The organism is Sorangium sp. So ce381 (genome assembly GCF_051473845.1).
Taxonomy (GTDB): Bacteria; Myxococcota_A; Polyangia; order Polyangiales; family Polyangiaceae; genus Sorangium; species Sorangium atrum.
This window is the reverse complement of sequence record NZ_CP150336.1, coordinates 5968256-5985800: the sequence shown is the minus strand read 5'-3', so window position 1 is coordinate 5985800 and position 17545 is coordinate 5968256. Positions and strand designations below refer to the sequence as shown.

The following is a 17545-nucleotide window of genomic DNA, read 5'->3' as shown; positions in this document are numbered from 1 at the left end:
GTCCGACTTCTGCATCAGAAGAAGGCCAACAGGGATATCGCCGTGATCGGCCTGAGCGGCCGTTATCCTCGGTCGCCGACGCTGGAGGTGTTCTGGGACAACCTGCGCCACGGCAGGAGCTGCATCGACGAGATCCCGCGGGACCGCTGGCGCTGGGAGGACCATTACGATCCGGATCCCGGCGTGGGTGGAAAGCACTATACCCGCTGGGGCGGCTTCATCGAGGACGTCGACAAGTTCGATCCCCTGTTCTTCAGGGTGACCGCGAAAGACGCCGAGAACATGGATCCGCAGGAGCGGCTGTTCCTGGAGACCTCGTGGGCCTGCCTCGAGGACGGCGGATATACGACCGAGTCCCTCGCGCGGCACGCGTTCAAGGTGGGTGTCTTCGTGGGGGTGATGAACTGCAATTACGAGTGGCTCAGCGCCGCGTCCTGCGCCCGCGGGCGCATGACCGGCGCCCAGTCGGCGTACTGGTCCATCGCGAACCGGGTGTCGTTTTTCCTCAACCTCCAGGGGCCCAGCCTGGCGGTCGACACCGCCTGCTCCGCCTCCATGACCGCGATCCACCTGGCCTGCGAGAGCCTGCGACGCGGCGAGTGCGAGGCGGCGGTCGCGGGGGGCGTGAACCTCATCCTGCATCCGATGCATTACCTGCGCCTCACGCACATGCGCATGCTCTCGCCCGACGAGAAGTGCAAGAGCTTCGGGGCCGGGGCCAACGGCTTCGTGGACGGCGAGGGCGTGGGCGCCGTGCTGCTCAAGCCCCTCGTCAGGGCGCTCGCCGACGGGGACCGGATCTACGGCGTCATCAAGGGCTCCTCGATCAACGCCGGCGGCAGGACCAACGGTTATACCGTCCCCAACCCGAACGCCCAGGCGGACCTGATCCTCGCCGCGCTGGGGTCGACCGGGATCGATCCGCGGACGATCGGCTACGTCGAGGCGCACGGTACGGGGACCTCGCTCGGTGATCCGATCGAGATCGCCGGCCTGACCAGCGCGTACCGGCGCTACACGGACGGCAAGGGGTACTGCGCGATCGGATCGGTCAAGTCGAACATCGGCCACCTCGAGGCCGCGGCGGGCATCGCCGGCCTCACCAAGGTGCTCCTGCAGCTCCAGAACAAGCAGCTCGTGCCCTCGCTGCACTCCGAGCGGCTGAACGAGAAGATCGGCTTCGCCGACTCGCCCTTTTACGTGCAGCGGGAGCTGTCGCCCTGGCCCGAGGGGACGTCGCTCGGGGCGGGCGACCCGCCGCTGCGCCGCGCGGGCGTGAGCTCGTTCGGAGCCGGCGGGGCCAACGCCCATGTCCTCGTCGAGGAGTTCGTGGATCCGAGGCCACGGGACGAGCGCCGCGACGGCGCGCCCGTTGTCGTCGTCCTCTCCGCCCGGAGCCGGGACCGGCTCGAAGCACACGCCGGAAACCTGAAGGCGTTCCTTGAGCGGCGCGGGGACGAGGCGGGCGAGGCGCCGGCCCTGAGCGACGTCGCCCACACGCTGCAGGTGGGGCGAGAGCCGATGGAGGAGCGCCTGGCCTTCGTCGCCGCGAGCCGGCGCGAGCTCGTCGACAAGCTGGATCGGTTCGCGCGAAGGGGCACCGACGGCCTCTTTCAGGGTCGCGCTGGCAAGGCCCCGGCGCGCGCGCTGCCAGACGGCGCGGGCTCCGGGGGCGCTGGAGCGGGGCGCCTGGAGGAGATCGCCCGGCGCTGGGCCGAGGGCGGGGACGTCCCGTGGAGGCAGCTCGCCGTGAGCCCGGCAGGCCGCCTGATCTCGCTGCCGAGTTATCCCTTCGCGCGCGAGAGCTACTGGCTCCCCGGCGGCCCCGGGGTGGCGGGCGAGCTCCTCAAGCCTGCTCTGGCGCCGGCGCCGGCCCATCCGGTCGCCGAGATCGCTCCCGCCGACGGTCGAGGTCCGGTCATCGACACCGCCGCCGGACGGAGAGCGACCTTCCTGTACAAGCGGTGGCGCGAGCAGGCGCGCCCGTCCTCCAGCTTGCCGGAGGTCGCGGGCAGCGTGGTCGTGCTGGCCGATGCGGCCACGCACCCCGTCGCGGAGAGGCTGTTCCGGGGAGATCGCTCCCTCCAGAAGATCGTTCTGCGAACGGACACCCCCGGATCGGGCGCCGGCGCGTGGTTCCGGCCTGATTCGGCGGGGCAGGGGGCCGAGGCCGCCGAGCGCCTCCTCGGCGCGCACCCCGATCTGGCGGGGCTCATCGATCTATCGGACCTCGACCCCGCGCTGGACCTCGATGGCGGTGCCTCCGCCGGCAAGATGGCCTTCCTCCAGCGCCTCCTCGTCGCGAAGCGCACGGCGTTCCGGGTGCTGCACTTCACCTCGGGCCTCGTGGCGTTCCGAGCCGACCGGGGCAGCCTTTCGGGCGCGAGCTTCGCTGGCCTCGTGCGCGCGCTGGGCGCCGAGTACCGCGGCGTCGTGGCGCGCACCGTGGACGTGGACCGGGCGGCTGCTCGCGCGGACGTCCTGCCGTCGCTCGTGGAGAGCGAGTGGTCGCTCCCGCCCGAGGAGGGCGAAGCCTGCTATCGCGGCGGCGTGCGCCATCAGCCCTACCTGAGCGAGCGGGGCGCGGACAGCGGCGCCGCGGCGGCGCCGTCGCCGGCCGGGGCGTGGAGCCCCGACAAGGTCTGGGTGGTGACCGGCGGCACGCGGGGCATCGGCGCCGAGGTGGCGCGCCACCTCGTGGAGCGGGGCGTGAAGCGGCTCGTGGTGATGGGGTTGCGCCCCCTGTCCGACGGCGGCCGCGCGACAGGGCCCTCTGCCGGGAGCGACGCGGAACGGCGGATCCAGGCGCTGGAGCAGCGGGGCGCCTCGGTCAGGACCTATACAGGGCCGCTGACGGACAGGTCCCGGCTGGAGCGCTTCTTCGAGCAGGTCAGGGCGGAGTGGGGGCCGATCGGCGGCGTGATCCATTGCGCCGGGCTGGCCGACCACGAGCGTCCGGCGTTCATCGACAAGAGCGCGGCGTCGATCGCGCGGGTGCTCGAGCCCAAGGTCGCGGGGCTCGCCGTCCTTCACCAGATCTTCGAGCGGGATGGGCTCGAGCGCTTCGTGCTCTTCTCCTCGGTCTCTGCCCTGGTCCCCGCGCTGGCCGTCGGGGCGGCCGACTACGCGGCAGCCAATGCCTTCATGGATGGCTTCGCGGCCCACCAGCACGCGCTGGGGCGGCACGTGTACCGGTCCCTCGCGTGGCCGGCCTGGGGTGAGACGGGCATGGGAGATCCCAGGAGCCCGCGCCTCAGCAGGCTCGGGCTCGCCCCGCTGACCACCGCCGAGGGCCTGGCGCTGCTGGACGCCGCGCTGGCCCGCGAGGCCGAGCCCACCGGGATGCCCTGCGTGCTTGTCGAGGGGACGATCCCGATGGAGCGCTGGCTCCGCGTCGACGCTGCCGCCGAGCAGCCGGTGCCCGCTGCCGCCGAGCAGCCGGCGGCGGCGGGCGGCGCGCAGCGGCCGGAGCGGGTCGACGCCGCGCTGCTGGCCTTCCTGCGGGGGATCGTGTCCCAGGCGACCGGGATCGCCGAGGTGCGGCTCGATCCGGAGACGTCGTTCACCGATTTCGGGATCGACTCGATCCTGCTCTTGGATCTCGTCAAGAAGGCGGAGCGGCACATCGGCGCATCGCTCGATCCCTCGGTGTTCCTGGAGCATCCGACGCTGGCGCGCCTGAGCGCGTACCTCGGTGAGCGCTACCCGGGAGCGGCGCAGCCCGCGCCTGCGGCCGTATCCGCGCCTGCGGCCGTATCCGCGCCTGCGGCCGTATCCGCGCCTGCGGCCGAACCCGCGTCCCAGCCCGTATCCGCGCCTTCCGCGCGTGACGTCGTCCCGTTCGTCGAGAGCGCGCATCGCTCCTCCACGTCGGGAACGGCGGTGCCTCGCCCGGCCATCGCCGTCATCGGGGTGGCGTGCCACTTCCCGCAATCTCCCGACAAGGAGACCTTCTGGCGCAACCTGGAGAGCGGCGCCGATCTGATCTCCGAGGTCCCGCCGTCTCGCTGGGACTCGGAGCGGTACTACGACGCTACCCGCAGCCCGGGCAGGACGATCAGCAAGTGGGGCGGGTTCATCGACGGCATCGAGCTGTTCGATCCCGAGTATTTCCGCATGACCCCGGAATCGGCGCCGTTCGTCGATCCGCTGATCCGGAAGGCCCTCGAGGTCGGCGTCACCTGCCTCCGCGACGCGGGCTACGAGCAGAGAGAGCTGGCCGGCCAGCAGGTGGGCGTATTCATGGGCGCCCGCACCGCGAACTTCACCGACAAGATCACGATGCCGGCCAAGAACGGCATCCCCGGGGTCGCGCAGAACTTCGTGGCCGCCCTCCTCGCCCATTTCCTCGACCTGAAGGGGCCCAACCTGGTCGTGGACACGGCCTGCTCGTCCTCGCTGGTCGGTATTCACCTGGCCTGCCAGAGCCTCCTCTGCGGCGAGTCGACCATGGCCCTGGCCGGCGGCGTGGACATCCTCCTCGATGAGAAGCCCTTCGTCAGCCTGAGCGAGGCAGGGGCCCTGTCGCCGGACGGCAGGTGCCATGTGTTCGACGAGAGGGCCAACGGCTTCGTCCCCGGCGAGGGGTGCGGCGCGGTCCTGCTCAAGACCCTGGATCGGGCGCTCGCCGATGGCGACCGCATCTACGCCGTCATCGAGGGATCGGCGGTGAACAACGACGGTCGGACCATGGGTGTCACCACGCCCAACCCGGATGCGCAGGGACAGGTGATCGAGCAGGCCCTGGCTCGGGCAGGCGCCGGCGCCGACACAGTGAGCTACGTCGAGGCCCACGGCACCGGCACCATGATCGGCGACCCCATCGAGCTGCGGGCGCTCACCCGGGTCTTCCGCAAGTCGTCCCAGGATCGCGGCTTCTGCGCGGTGGGCAGCGTCAAGTCCAACATGGGCCACCTCCTCAGCGCCGCCGGGATCGCCAGCTTCATCAAGGTGGTCCTCTCCCTCTGGCACCGGCGGATCCCGCCCACGCTCCATTGCTCCGCCCCCAACCCACGCTTCGAGTTCGCGAGCTCGCCCTTCTACCCGAACACGGCGCTCCAGGACTGGCTCCCCAGGAGCGGAGTGCGCCGGGCCGGCATCAGCTCCTTCGGCTTTGGCGGCACCAACGCCCATGTGATCGTCGGCGAGCTCCCGGCCGGGACCGCGACCCGGGAGCGACGGCAGCCGCTGGCGGCGCCCGCCTTTGACCGGCGCCGCTTCTGGCCCGATGGAGGCGCGGACGACCGCGCCGCCAGGGAGCTCCCCCTCCTCGCGCTCCGGCGCGTCGACCTCGGCGGAGACGACAGGATCCGCTTCGAGACGTCGATGAACAACGACGATTACATCGTGCGGGATCATCGCGTCCACGGCGTCCGCATCATGCCCGGCGTGACCTTCCTGGACCTCATCTACCGCGCCGCGGAGAGCGCCGGTCTGCAGCGCGACGGCCTGGAGCTGCGCCACATCCTCTTCAAGAACGCGCTGGCCACCGGCGCCGCCTTCGACCGGCAGATCCGCGTCGACCTGGAGCGGCGGGGGGGCTTCTGGCGCGCGACGGCCGCGAGCCGCAAGGCCAGGGACGGGCGCGCGCTCGCGGACGAGTGGGAAGACAACTTCGAGTGCGAGATCCACCACGCCGAGGCCGACGCGCCGCCGCCGCTCGACATCGACCGCCTCAGGCGGCAGGCCGCGCAGTCCCTGGACGTGGACGACGCCTACGCCGTCGCCCGGGCCATGGAGATCCAGCACTTCGAGTTCATGAAGGGGCGCGGGAGGATCCACCGGGGCGACGGCTTCGTCCTCGCGGAGCTCCACCTGGGTGAGCTGGCGAGCCGACATCGCCGCGACTTCCACGTCCACCCCGCCTTCCTCGACTGCTCGACCCTGGTCCCGGCCAAGCTCGATCCCTCCGCGCCCTCGGCCACCAAGCCCTGCATCCCCATCTACCTGGAGGCGTTCCGCGCCTTCAGGGGCTCCGGCGAGCGGTGCCATGTCCTCTTCCGAGGCCAGGACGCGCGGCGGCCGGCTTCGGAGGACATCTTCCACATCGACATCGATCTCTTCGATGAGGCGGGCAATCCGCTCGCGTGGTTCAGGAACCTCGCGATCAAGCGGATCCGGTCCCAGGCCTCGCTGACCCGGCTCGATCTGGCCGACGGCGCGGCGGCCGCGGCGACAGGCACCGTCGCGCCACGTGTCGCGCCGTCTCCCGCGCCTGCGCCCGCAGCAGGCCGCGTGGCCGACGCAGCCGCCCCGCGCGAGAGCGCGGTCGCCCCGGCGGCGCGCCCTGCGCTCTCCCGGGCGCTCGTGGAGCGAGAGCTCATCGACATGGTCGCGTCCGCCTCGGGACGGCCTGCCGACGAGATCTCGCTGGAGGACGGGTTCTACGATCAGGGCCTGGAGTCCACGAACCTCCTGCAGATGGTGCGCGATCTCGAGCGGAGGCTGGGGAAACGGCTCTATCCGACGCTCCTGTTCGAGTACAAGAGTGTAAAGGAACTCACGGATCACCTGCTGGAGCACCACGCCGGCGCGTGGGCGAGCGCGTTGTCCTCGGACACGGCAGGGAAGCCGGCGCTGGGCCCGGAGCCGGCGGCGCACGCGCCGGCTCAGCTCCTGGCCTTCGCGCCCACCTGGGAAGACGCGCCGCTGTCGCCGGGCGCGCGCGCCGGCGCTCCCGCGCGGATCCTGCTCGTCTCCGACGACGAGGCGCTCGCGCGGGCGCTCGCGTCGCGGGGGCAGGCGGTGACCCAGGTCTCCCTCGGCGCCGCCTTCCGCGCGCTCGGCGCCGATCGCTACGAGATCCGCGCTGCCAGCGCCGAGGACTGCCAGCTGCTCCTGGATGCCTTGGCTGCCCGGGGCGACGTTGCTGGCCACATCCTCCACGGATGCCGGCCGGCGGCCTCCCTGGAGGACGGGCTCGCCCGCGGTCTCCACACAGTGCTTCCCCTGACCCAGGCGCTGCTCGCTCGCGCTCCGGCGGGCAGGATCACGCTGCTCCACGCCCACCTCGACCGGGGCGGCTGCCCCGCGGCGTGGGACGCTGCGTTCGGCGGCTTTGCGCGCTCCGTGCGCCTCGAGAGCCCGCGCGCTGTCTACAAGTCGATCGGCCTGCCCGAGGACCTCGCCAGCGCGGCCGATCTCTTGCTCGCCGAGCTCATCGAGGCCCCTGACGACGTCGAGGTCCGTTACCACGCGGGCAAGCGCCAGGTCCGCCGCCTGCGGGAGATCGAGCTCCCCGGCGATGCCCCCGCAGGTCTGCCGCTCCGGCAGGGCGGCGTTCACCTCATCACCGGCGGCATGGGCGGCATCGGCTGGCGCTTCGCGGAGCACCTCGTCGACCGGGCGCGCGCGAGGCTCGTGCTCTGCGGCCGCTCGCCGCTCGACGCGGACAAGCAGCGGCGCCTCGACGCGCTGCGCGCCCGGGGCGCCGAGGTCCTCTACGTCGTCGCGGACGTGAGCCGGAGAGAGGACGTGGCGCGCGTGATCGAGCTCGCGAGGGCCCGCTTCGGCGAGCTCCACGGCGTCATTCACGCGGCCGGGGTCATCCGTGACGCCCTGATCCCGCGCAAGACCCGCGAGCACGTGGACGCGGTCCTCGGGCCCAAGGTTCACGGAGGCGCGCACCTCGACGCGCTCACCCGGAGCGAGCCGCTCGACCTCTTCGTCGCCTTCTCTTCCTCCGCGGGGATCACCGGGAACGCGGGCCAGTGCGACTATGCGTTCGCCAACCGCTTCCTCGATCAGCTCGTCGAAGGCCGCGCGGCCAGCGGAGCGCACGGGCGCTCCCTCTCCCTCGCGTGGCCCCTGTGGGCCGAGGGCGGGATGCGGGTGGACGCCGCGACGGAGCAGGCGCTGTGGCAGGCCACGGGCATGAAGGCGCTGAGCACGGCCGCCGGCATCGCGGCGTTCGAGCGGGGCCTCCGCGCCCGGACCGCCGTGATGATGGTCGCCGAGGGGAGCGCCGAGCGGCTTCGGGCGTTCCTGGCGCCAGGGCAGCCGCCGGCGCCTCACCGCGGCGCGCCCGAGACCTGGACGGAGGCGGGCGACGCCGGGCCGGCCCGGCCCGCGAACGGCCTGAGCGCGCGCCTCCCTGCCGCGGTCGCGGCGCTGGCGGACGACATCGCGGTGATCGGCGTGAGCGGCCGCTACCCGATGGCGGACGATCTCGACGCCTTCTGGGAGAACCTCGCGGCCGGAAGGGACTGCATCACCGAGGTGCCGGCGGACCGCTTCCCCGTGGACGCCTACTACGATCCGGAGGTGGGCAAGCTGGGGAAGACCTACACGCGGTGGGGCGGGTTCCTCAGCGACGTCGACAGGTTCGATCCGCTGGTCTTCAACATCGCTCCGCGCGAGGCGGAGCTCATGGACCCGCAGGAGCGGCTGTTCCTGGAGACCGCGTGGGCCACGCTGGAGAACGCGGGGTACGCGCGAGGCGCGCTCGCGAAGCGGCGGGTCGGCGTGTTCGCAGGCGTGATGTGGGGCCAGTACCAGCTCCTCGGCGCCGAGCGCGCCGGCCGCAGCACCGTCCTCCCGGCATCCATCTTCGCCTCCATCGCCAACCGGGTCTCGTATTGCTTCGATTGGCGCGGGCCCAGCCTGGCCGTGGACACCATGTGCTCGTCCTCGCTCACCGCCATCCACCTCGCGTGCGAGAGCATCCGGCGCGGCGAGTGCGAGATGGCGCTCGCCGGCGGCGTGAACGTCACCGTCCACCCGATGAAGTACCTGTATCTCTCCCAGGGCCGCATGGTGTCGACCGACGGCCGCTGCCGGGGCTTCGGCCAGGGAGGGGACGGCTACGTGCCCGGAGAAGGGGTGGGCGCCGTCCTGCTGAAGCCGCTGTCCAGGGCCCTCGAAGACGGCGACCACATCCACGCCGTGATCAAGGGGACGGCCATCAACCACGGCGGCCGGAGCAGCGGCTACACGGTGCCCAACCCCGAGGCCCACCGCGCCTTGATCCGGGATGCCCTGAGCGCGGCCGGCTTCGAGCCCGAGAGCGTCAGCTACGTCGAGGCGCACGGCACCGGCACGTCCCTGGGCGATCCCATCGAGATGACCGGCCTGGTCGCGGCGTTTCCAGGGCTTCCGGCCCGCTCTCGCGCCCTCGGGACGGTCAAATCGAACATCGGCCACCTGGAGGCGGCCGCGGGCATCGCCGCGCTGACGAAGGTGCTGCTCCAGCTCGAGCACCGGCAGCTCGCCCCTTCGCTCCACGCCGATCCGCCGAACCCCAATATCGATTTCGACGCGTCGCCCTTCCACGTGCAGCGCGAGCTGGCCGCGTGGCAGCCGCCGGAGGTGCCCGGCCAGCAGGGGCGCGCCCGCTACCCGCGCCGCGCCGGGATCAGCTCCTTCGGCGCGGGCGGCAACAACGTGCATGTCCTGCTCGAGGAGCACGCGCCCGAGGCGGAAGGCCCGGGAGAGCCGGCCCCTCGGGCCCAGCTCGTGATCCTGTCGGCCCGCAAGCCAGCGCAGCTCGCGGAGCTCGCGGGGCGCCTCCTCGACTTCGTGCGGCGCCCGGCCGGAGACAGCGCCGCCGGCAACGGCGCGGCGCAGGGCGGCGCCGCGGCGGAGAGGGCGATCGAGGACGCCCTGATCGAGATCCTGACCGAGCCGCTCGGCGTGAGCGCGGCCGACGTCGATCCCGAGCTCGAGCTCGAGGAGCTCGGCGTCGATCCCCCCGCGCTCGTCCGCGTGGGCCAGCAGATCCGCGAGCGGTTCCATCGCGATCTCGACCCCGACGTGCTCTCCCGGAGCTCGGTGCGCGGGCTCGCCCGCTCGCTGGCGGAGCGCTCGGAGGGCGCCGCTGTGCGCGGGAGCGCGGTCGTCCGTGGCGCCGTCCGAGGTCGCCTCATCGATCTCGCGTACACCCTGCAGGTGGGCCGCGAGCCCATGGCCGAGCGGCTCGCGCTGGTCGTCTCGACCGCGGCCGAGCTCGAGGAGAAGCTCGCCGCGTTCTGCCGCGATCCCGACGCTGCCTCCGGCGCCTTCCGGGGTCGGGCCGCGGGCCGCCACGGCCCGGCCAGGAGCAGGGTCGAGCAGGAGAGCCTCCCGGCGCTCGCCGAAGGGGGCCACCTCGATCGGATCGCAGCGCTCTGGGTCGCCGGGGCGGACATCGACTGGAAGGCCCTCTTTCCCGAGCGCAAGGCGCGGCGGATGCCCTTGCCGACGTATCCCTTTGCCCGGGAACGCTACTGGCTCGCCGATCTCGACCCCGCCGAGCTGGCGAGGGAGAAGGAGCCCGCGCGCGAGCATCCGCTGCTCGCGCGCCTCGACGGCGCTTCGAGCCTCGGACAGGGGCTCACGTTCCGCGGTGGGCTCGGCGCAGACGCGCCGCTCCTCACGGACCACCGGGTGGCGTCGCGCGCCATCCTCCCAGGCGTCGCCCACCTGGAGATGGCGTTCGCCGCCGCGCGGCACATCTGGGGAGCGCAGCGCGTGGCGCTGGCCAAGGTGTACTGGGTGCGGCCCGCTGCGCTGGAGGGCGCCCGGCTGGATCTGCGCCTCGCCGTCCGCGAGGAGGACGGCGCAGCGATGTTCGAGGTCCTGGGAGGTGATCCGGCGGCGCCCGTCCTCCATGCGAAGGGGAAGCTCGTCCTCGACGGCGCCTCCTCGGACGCCGAGGAGGGCGAGATGGTCGAGGCCATCGAGTCCATCCAGACGCGCTGCCGCGATCGGGTGGAGGGCGAGGCGCTGTACGCCCGCTACCGGCAGATGGGCATGGACTACGGGCCTCACTGCCGTGCGGTCGAGCAGGTCTGGGTCGGAGACGGCGAGGCCCTGGCCGCGCTTGCGCTGCCGGCCTCCGCCGCGGCGGAGCTGGATCGCTACCATCTCCATCCGGTGCTCATGGACAGCGCGCTTCACGCCGCGCTCGCGCTGGTCTCCAGGGAGGGGCAGCCGAGCAGCCCCGTCATGCCGTTCTCCGTGGAGCGGGTCGAGCTGCTCCGGCCGCCGCGCGCCCGCATGTTCGCCCATCTCAGCGGCGACGGCGGCCAGACCTTCCGGATGACGCTGCTGGACGCGTCCGGGCGCGTCTCTGCCCGCGTCCACGGGCTGGCCTCACGGCCGCTGTCGCGTCCCACGCAGCCGCAGCCGCGCTCCACGCAGCCGCGCCCCTCGGGGCCGTTCTACTTCCTGCCGGCGTGGCAATCCGCGCCTTTGCCGCCGCCGCCGCGAGGCCGGCGCGTGGACATCGAGCGCGGCGCGAGCGCCGGGCCCGCGACGATCATCGTGCATCACCCCTCCGCCGGGGCGTTGAAAGACGCCCTCGTGCAGGCCCATGGCGGGGCGGGGGTGATCGAGATCGAGCTGGGCATGGCGGCGCGGCCGCGCGGCGACGGCCGCTGGACGGTGAACGTGGAGGACACCGCCTCGTTCGAGGCCTGCCTGCGATCGGTCTCCCAGCTGGACACCGTGTACTTCCTGGGCGAGGCGTGCGGCGGCGTCGCCGCGGATCTCGCCGCGTCCCGCCGGAGCGCGGCGCACGGGGTCTCGACGCTGTTCCGCTTCTACAAGGCCCTCAGCCTCCACCCCGCCTTCCGGGAGCCGTTCTCGCTGAAGACGGTCGGTGTCCAGGCGATCCCGCTCCACCGCGATGACGCGGTGAGCCCGCACGGCGCCGCCCTGTACGGGCTGACCAAGGTGATCGCCAAGGAGCACCCGTCGGTCCGGGTGTGCTGCCTGGACATCGACGGCGCGCCGCTCCGTGAGGGCGCCTCGCCCGGCGAGCTCCGGGATGTCGCACAGGCAATCCTCGCCGAGCCCTGCTCGGCGCGAGCCCAGGAGGTCCTGATCCGCGCCGGCGCTCGCTACACCCGGCGCCTCGTCCCGCTGGATCTCCCCGCGAGCGAGCCGCCCTTCCGCGAGCGCGGGGTCTACCTGATCCTCGGCGGAGCGGGCCAGATCGGGCTCGCGTTCGCCCGTCACCTGGCCGCCCGGGTGCGCGCCCGCGTGGCGCTCGTCGGGCGCCGGGAGCTCGACGACGGCAGGCGCCGCGAGATCGCCGCGATCGAGGCGCTCGGCGGCGAGGCGCTGTACCTGAGGGCGGACGTCTCCGATCTCGACAGCATGCGGCGCGCGGTGGAGGAGGTGCGGGCGCGCTTCGGCGCGATCCACGGCGTCGTCCACTCGGCCCTGGTCCTCCACCAGCGCTCGCTCGCGGAGCTGGACGAGGCGACGTTCGCGCGCGAGCTCTCGCCCAAGATCGACGGCAGCCTGATCGTGGACGCGCTGTTCGCCGACGAGCCGCTCGATTTCATGGTGTTCTTCTCGTCGGCGAGCGCCTTCCAGGTGAACGCGAGGCAGGCCGGCTACGCGGCCGGCAGCGTGTTCACCGACGCGGCCGCTCACCACCTCGCGCGGCAGCGGCCTTATCCGGTCAAGACCATCAACTGGGGATACTGGCGCTCCGTCGGGGCGGTCAACCCGGAGTTCGTGCAGCGCCTGGAGAGAGCGGGCGTCGAGCCGATCGGCGACGAGGAGGGCATGGCGGCCATCGAGGCGATCCTGGCCTCGCAGCAGATCCAGGTCGCGGCCATCAAGGCCAGCGCCGCGGTGCTGGCCAACGTGGGCGTGGATTCGACCCGGAGGCTCCTCGAGCAGGCGGAGCCGGTCCCCTCGGTCCTCGAGGCGATCGCGCGCCGGGGGCTCCAGCCGTCGCTCGACGCGGGCGCGATCGACCGCTTCCGCGCCGCCTTCGAGGCGCTCGGGGCGAGCGCGCGCCGTGCGCTCGCCGAGATGTTCCGGTGGATGGGCGTCTTCCTGGCGATCGGCGAGCGCTGGACCGAGCCGGACCTGCGGGCGCGGCTCGGCGTCGTCTCCGCGCATGAGCGCCTGTTCCACGCCCTCCTGCGCATGCTCTGCGAGGGCGGGTACCTGGAGCGCGCTGGCGACGACTACGTCGTGCGCGCGCTCGCGGAGCCCATGGCGCCCATCTCCGGCGGCGGTGCTGCCCTCGCGGCGCGCCACCCCGAGGTCGCCCCGTTCATCGAGCTCGTGTGGGATTGCCTGGCTGAGTACCCGGCGGTGCTCACCGGGCGCAAGCAGGCGACGGAGGTGCTATTCCCGCGCGGATCCATGGATCGCGTCAAGCGCATCTATCAAGGGAACGCCGTCACGGACTTTCACAACCGCCTCGTCGCGGAGGTCGTCGTCGCGTATGTCGAGGAGCGGCTCGCGCGGGAGCCCGGAACGGCGATCCACGTCGTCGAGGTGGGCGCCGGGACGGGCGGCACGAGCGCGTTCGTGCTCGACGCGCTCGCCCGGCTCGGTGCCCGGGTCCACTACACTTATACCGACTGCTCTTCGTATTTCGTCCGCCACGGGGAGAAGGCGTTCGCTCCGGCGTACCCGTTCGCGCGCTTCGCTGTGCTGGACATCGAGGCCGATCCGGGCCCCCAGGGGTTCGAGTCTGGCAGCGTGGATATCGTCCTTGCGACGAACGTCCTCCACGCCACGCGGCGCATCGAGCACACGCTGGGCCGCGCCAGGGCGCTGCTCCGGGCGAATGGCCTCCTGGTCCTCAACGAGGCGACGCGCCCCCAGGATTTCGCCACGCTCACCTTCGGCCTGACCGAGGGGGGGTGGCTGTTCGAGGATGCGCCCCTGCGCTTGCCCAGCTCCCCCTTGTTATCGACCGCGCGCTGGTCGGATCTGCTGGGGGTGAGCGGCTTTCGGGGCATCCAGCGGCACGGCCTGCCCGGGGTCGCCGTGGAGGACATGGCCCAGTGCGTGTTCGTGGCCGAGAGTGATGGGCTCGTCCCCGTGGCGGGCGATCAGGGCGCGGCGGCCCGTGGCGACCGGCCGGCGGCGAACGGAGCCGCGGCGCGCGCTCCGGCGGCGCGCGGGGATATCACGCCGGCCGCGAACGCCGCGAACGCCGCGCCGCCGCCTGCTCGGCTGGCCGCGCTGGCCGCGGCGGCTCCCGCGCCCGAGCGCAGCGCGCCCGAGCTCCGGGAGCGCTGCGAGGAGTACGTGAAAGGGGTGATCGCGCGGGTCCTGAAGATCGCCAGATCCGAGCTCGACCGCGACGCCGGGTTCGACGCCTATGGCGTGGACTCCTTGCTGGCGATGGAGCTCGCCGACGCCTTCGCGAAGGATCTCGGCGACATGCCCTCCACGCTGGTGTTCGAGCGGAGGACCGTGGCCGAGGTGGCCACCTATCTCCTGGAGAGCCACGAGGAGGCGCTGCGCCGGACGCTCGGCCTCGCGCCGCGCGCGAGCGCCGCGGCCGTCGCGGAGGTCGATGGCGACGTCGATGCAGAGGTCGCGGCCGGGCGCGGCCAGGACATCGCGCCGGTCTCCTCGCAGCGCCGGCGCGAGTCGGCGCCGGATCTCGTCCGGCAGGTCGCGGCGAGCGGCGGGGATATCGCCATCATCGGCATCGGCGGCCGGTACCCGGAGGGCGCCGATGCCCGCGCGCTCTGGGAGAACCTCAAGGCGGGCCGCTCGTGCATCGGCGAGGTGCCGCCGCACCGGTGGGACGGAGACGCTTATTACCGGCCCGACGGCGGAGGCGCGAGCCGCAGCAAGTGGGGCGGATTCCTCGAGGACGTCGATCGGTTCGATCCCTTGCTGTTCAACATCTCGCCGCTGGAGGCCGAGCGGCTGGATCCGCAGCTCCGCCTCTTCCTGCAGACGGCGTGGGAGACGTTCGAGGACGCCGGTTATCCCCGCCGCCGGCTCCGCCTCGTGCAGCAGGGGGCCACCTCCGGCGTCGGCGTCTTCGTGGGATCGATGTACCAGCATTATCCCTTCGTCGCGTCGGACGGCGCGACAGCGGCCCAGCTTTCGTGCTTTCCGGGATCGGCCATCGCCAATCGCGTGTCGCACTACTTCGACCTGAAGGGGCCCAGCATGCTCGTCGACACGGCGTGCTCGTCGTCGCTCACGGCCATCTACATGGCGTGTGAGAGCCTCGCGCGGGGAGAGTGCGCCATGGCGCTGGCCGGGGGCGTCAACCTGAGCCTGCACCCGCAGAAGTACGTGACCTTCTCCCAGATGGGGTTGCTCGGCAGCAAGGAGCGCTCGTGCAGCCTGGGCGAGGGGGACGGCATCACCCTCGGCGAGGGCGTGGGGGCGCTGCTGCTCAAGCCCCTGGCGCTTGCCCTCCGGGACGGCGATCGCGTGTACGCCGTCATCAAGGGGGGATTCGTCAACCACGGTGGGCGCACCCACGGCGCCACGGTCCCGAACCCGAGCGCGCAGGCCGACCTCATCGTCGAGGCGTTCCGGCGCGCGGGCGTCCGCCCCGACGCCGTGAGCTACATCGAGGTGGCCGCCAACGGCTCTTCGCTGGGAGACTCGATCGAGATCGCGGGCCTCAAGCAGGCGTTCCGGCGCTTCACGGTCGCGCGGGGTTTCTGCGCGCTCGGCTCGGTGAAATCCAGCATCGGTCACCTGGAGGCCGCCTCCGGGGTCTCGCAGGTCACCAAGGTCGCGTACCAGCTTCACCATCGCACGCTGGTCCCCACCCTGAACAGCGAGCCGTTGAATCCGAACATCCGGCTGGACGACTCTCCCTTCTATGTCCAGCGGGAGCGCGCGCCGTGGCGGCCCGCTGTCGAGGGAGAGCCCTTGCGCGCGGCGGTGGCCTCGTTCGGTGCAGGCGGCGCCAACGCGTACCTGATCCTGGAGTCGTTCGCCGGGGCCGAGGTCGCGCCGCGGCCCGATCCTCGACAACCCTGCGTCCTGGTGCTGTCCGGTCGCGACGAGGACCGGCTGAAGGCCTATGCGGAGCGGATCGGCTCGTTCCTCGAGGCGAGCCCGGAGACACCGCTCGATGCGGTCGCCTACACCCTCCAGATCGGAAGGGAGCCGCTCGGCGCGCGCCTCGCGCTGATCGCGACGGATGCGGCGAGCGCCGCGGCCAAGCTGCGCGCGTTCGCGCGCGGCGAGGAGGGCATCGACGATCTCGCCCGCGGCGACGTGGGGACCACCCCGGCGGCTTCGCGGCTCCTGCTCGACGGCCGGGAGGGCGAGGCTTACCTGCGGATCGTGATCGAGGAGCGCAAGCTCCGCAAGCTCGCGCAGCTCTGGGTGAGCGGCGTCGACGTCGACTGGCGGCTCCTCTATCCGGAAGGGACGCCGCCGCTGATGTACCTGCCTGCCTATCCCTTCGAGCAGCGGGTCTGCTGGATCGGCCAGGGCGAGGCGCCGTTCTGGTCGCAGCCATCGCAGCAGACGAGGAGGGGCAACGGCGAGGCGGAGGAGCACGCGGGGCCTCCCCCGAGGCTCAACGGGACGAACGGAGCTCACGCCGACCGCCTCGTGGAGGATCTGGGGGCGCTCGTGGCGCAGAGTCTGAAGCTGCCTCCTTACGCGCTGAGCCCGGATCGGGAGCTCTCGCTCTACGGTGTGGACTCGATCACGGGCGCGATGCTCGCGGGCCGCGTGAAATCGGTCTTCGGCGTGGACGTCCCGGTGCCCGCGAACGGGGGCGCCTCCACGTTGCGGCAGTGGGCGGAGCAGCTACGGCAGCGGGGAGGGAAGCGCTCTCTCTCCGACGTGATGCCGCTGGAACCCGAGCTGATTCCGATGAACCCGGCGGGAACGCGACCTGCGTCGTTCTGGTGCCATGGCGCGCTGGGCTTCGGGCAGATCTTCCGGCCGCTCTCCGCGGCGCTGGGCGAGGACTACCCCGTCTATGCTTTGCAGGCGCGGGGAGTGGACGGCACGCGGCTGCCCTTCCACCGGCTCGAGGACATGCTCGCTCATTACGTCGCGTGCATCAGGTCGGTGCAGCCTCGAGGCCCCTATTGCATCGGCGGCTATTCCTCTGGCGGCATCCTCGCTCTGGAGCTTGCCCGGGAGCTGCACCGGCAAGGCGAGAGCGTGGCCCGGGTCATCCTGCTCGACACGTACCCGCCGACCCCGGAGGTGCAACGGTGGTTCGCTGGCTTCATGGACGATGACTATCTCCATGTCGCGGTGGCCGCGATGCTCTTCGCCCCTGGCCGGGCCGACGGCCTGGTGTCCGTGGAGGAGTTGCAAGGGACGCCACCGGAGGTGCGGCTCGGCCACCTGGCGAGCCTGCTCGCAGAGCGGCTGGGCGCAGGGTGGTCGAGGGACGAGATCTACACTCTCCTGCAGGGCGCTGTGAACGTGGCTCGATATACAGGACAGGCCCTGCACGGATATAAGCCCTCTCGCTACGACGCATCGGACGTCCTTTACTTCCAGGCGGCCGCGGGCTTCGTCGATCCCGGCCGCGCCGGCTCCGGCCTGACCAGGGGTGTTGGTCCGGATGCGCCGGACCACGTGGCGCCCTGGAGGGACATCGTCGCCAGCCGGCTCGACGTGGTCTCGGTCCCTGCGGATCACTTCTCGCTGCTTTCGGGTCCGGGGCTCGCCGTCATCAAGGAGCATCTTGCGCGGCTTTTCGAGCCGCTCCGGCTCCTCGAAGGCGCCGCTCGTCCCGGGCCGTCGAGCCCAGCGCAGATCGTCCCCCGATCGGAACAGGATCTGCCGGCCATCATCGAGCAGGAGGGGGGGTAGCTGGATGGCCGCGCCGTTCCGCTCGGCCACCCATAACCTG

General features: G+C 72.2%; 1 pseudogene. It reads left to right on the top strand.

Going from position 1 to position 17545, the window contains the following annotated elements:
- Window positions 1-36: 36 nt before the first annotated feature.
- A pseudogene (locus WMF29_RS22465) lies at window positions 37-17505 on the top strand (SDR family NAD(P)-dependent oxidoreductase); the annotation flags it as partial.
- Between the last annotated feature and the right edge of the window lie 40 nt (window positions 17506-17545).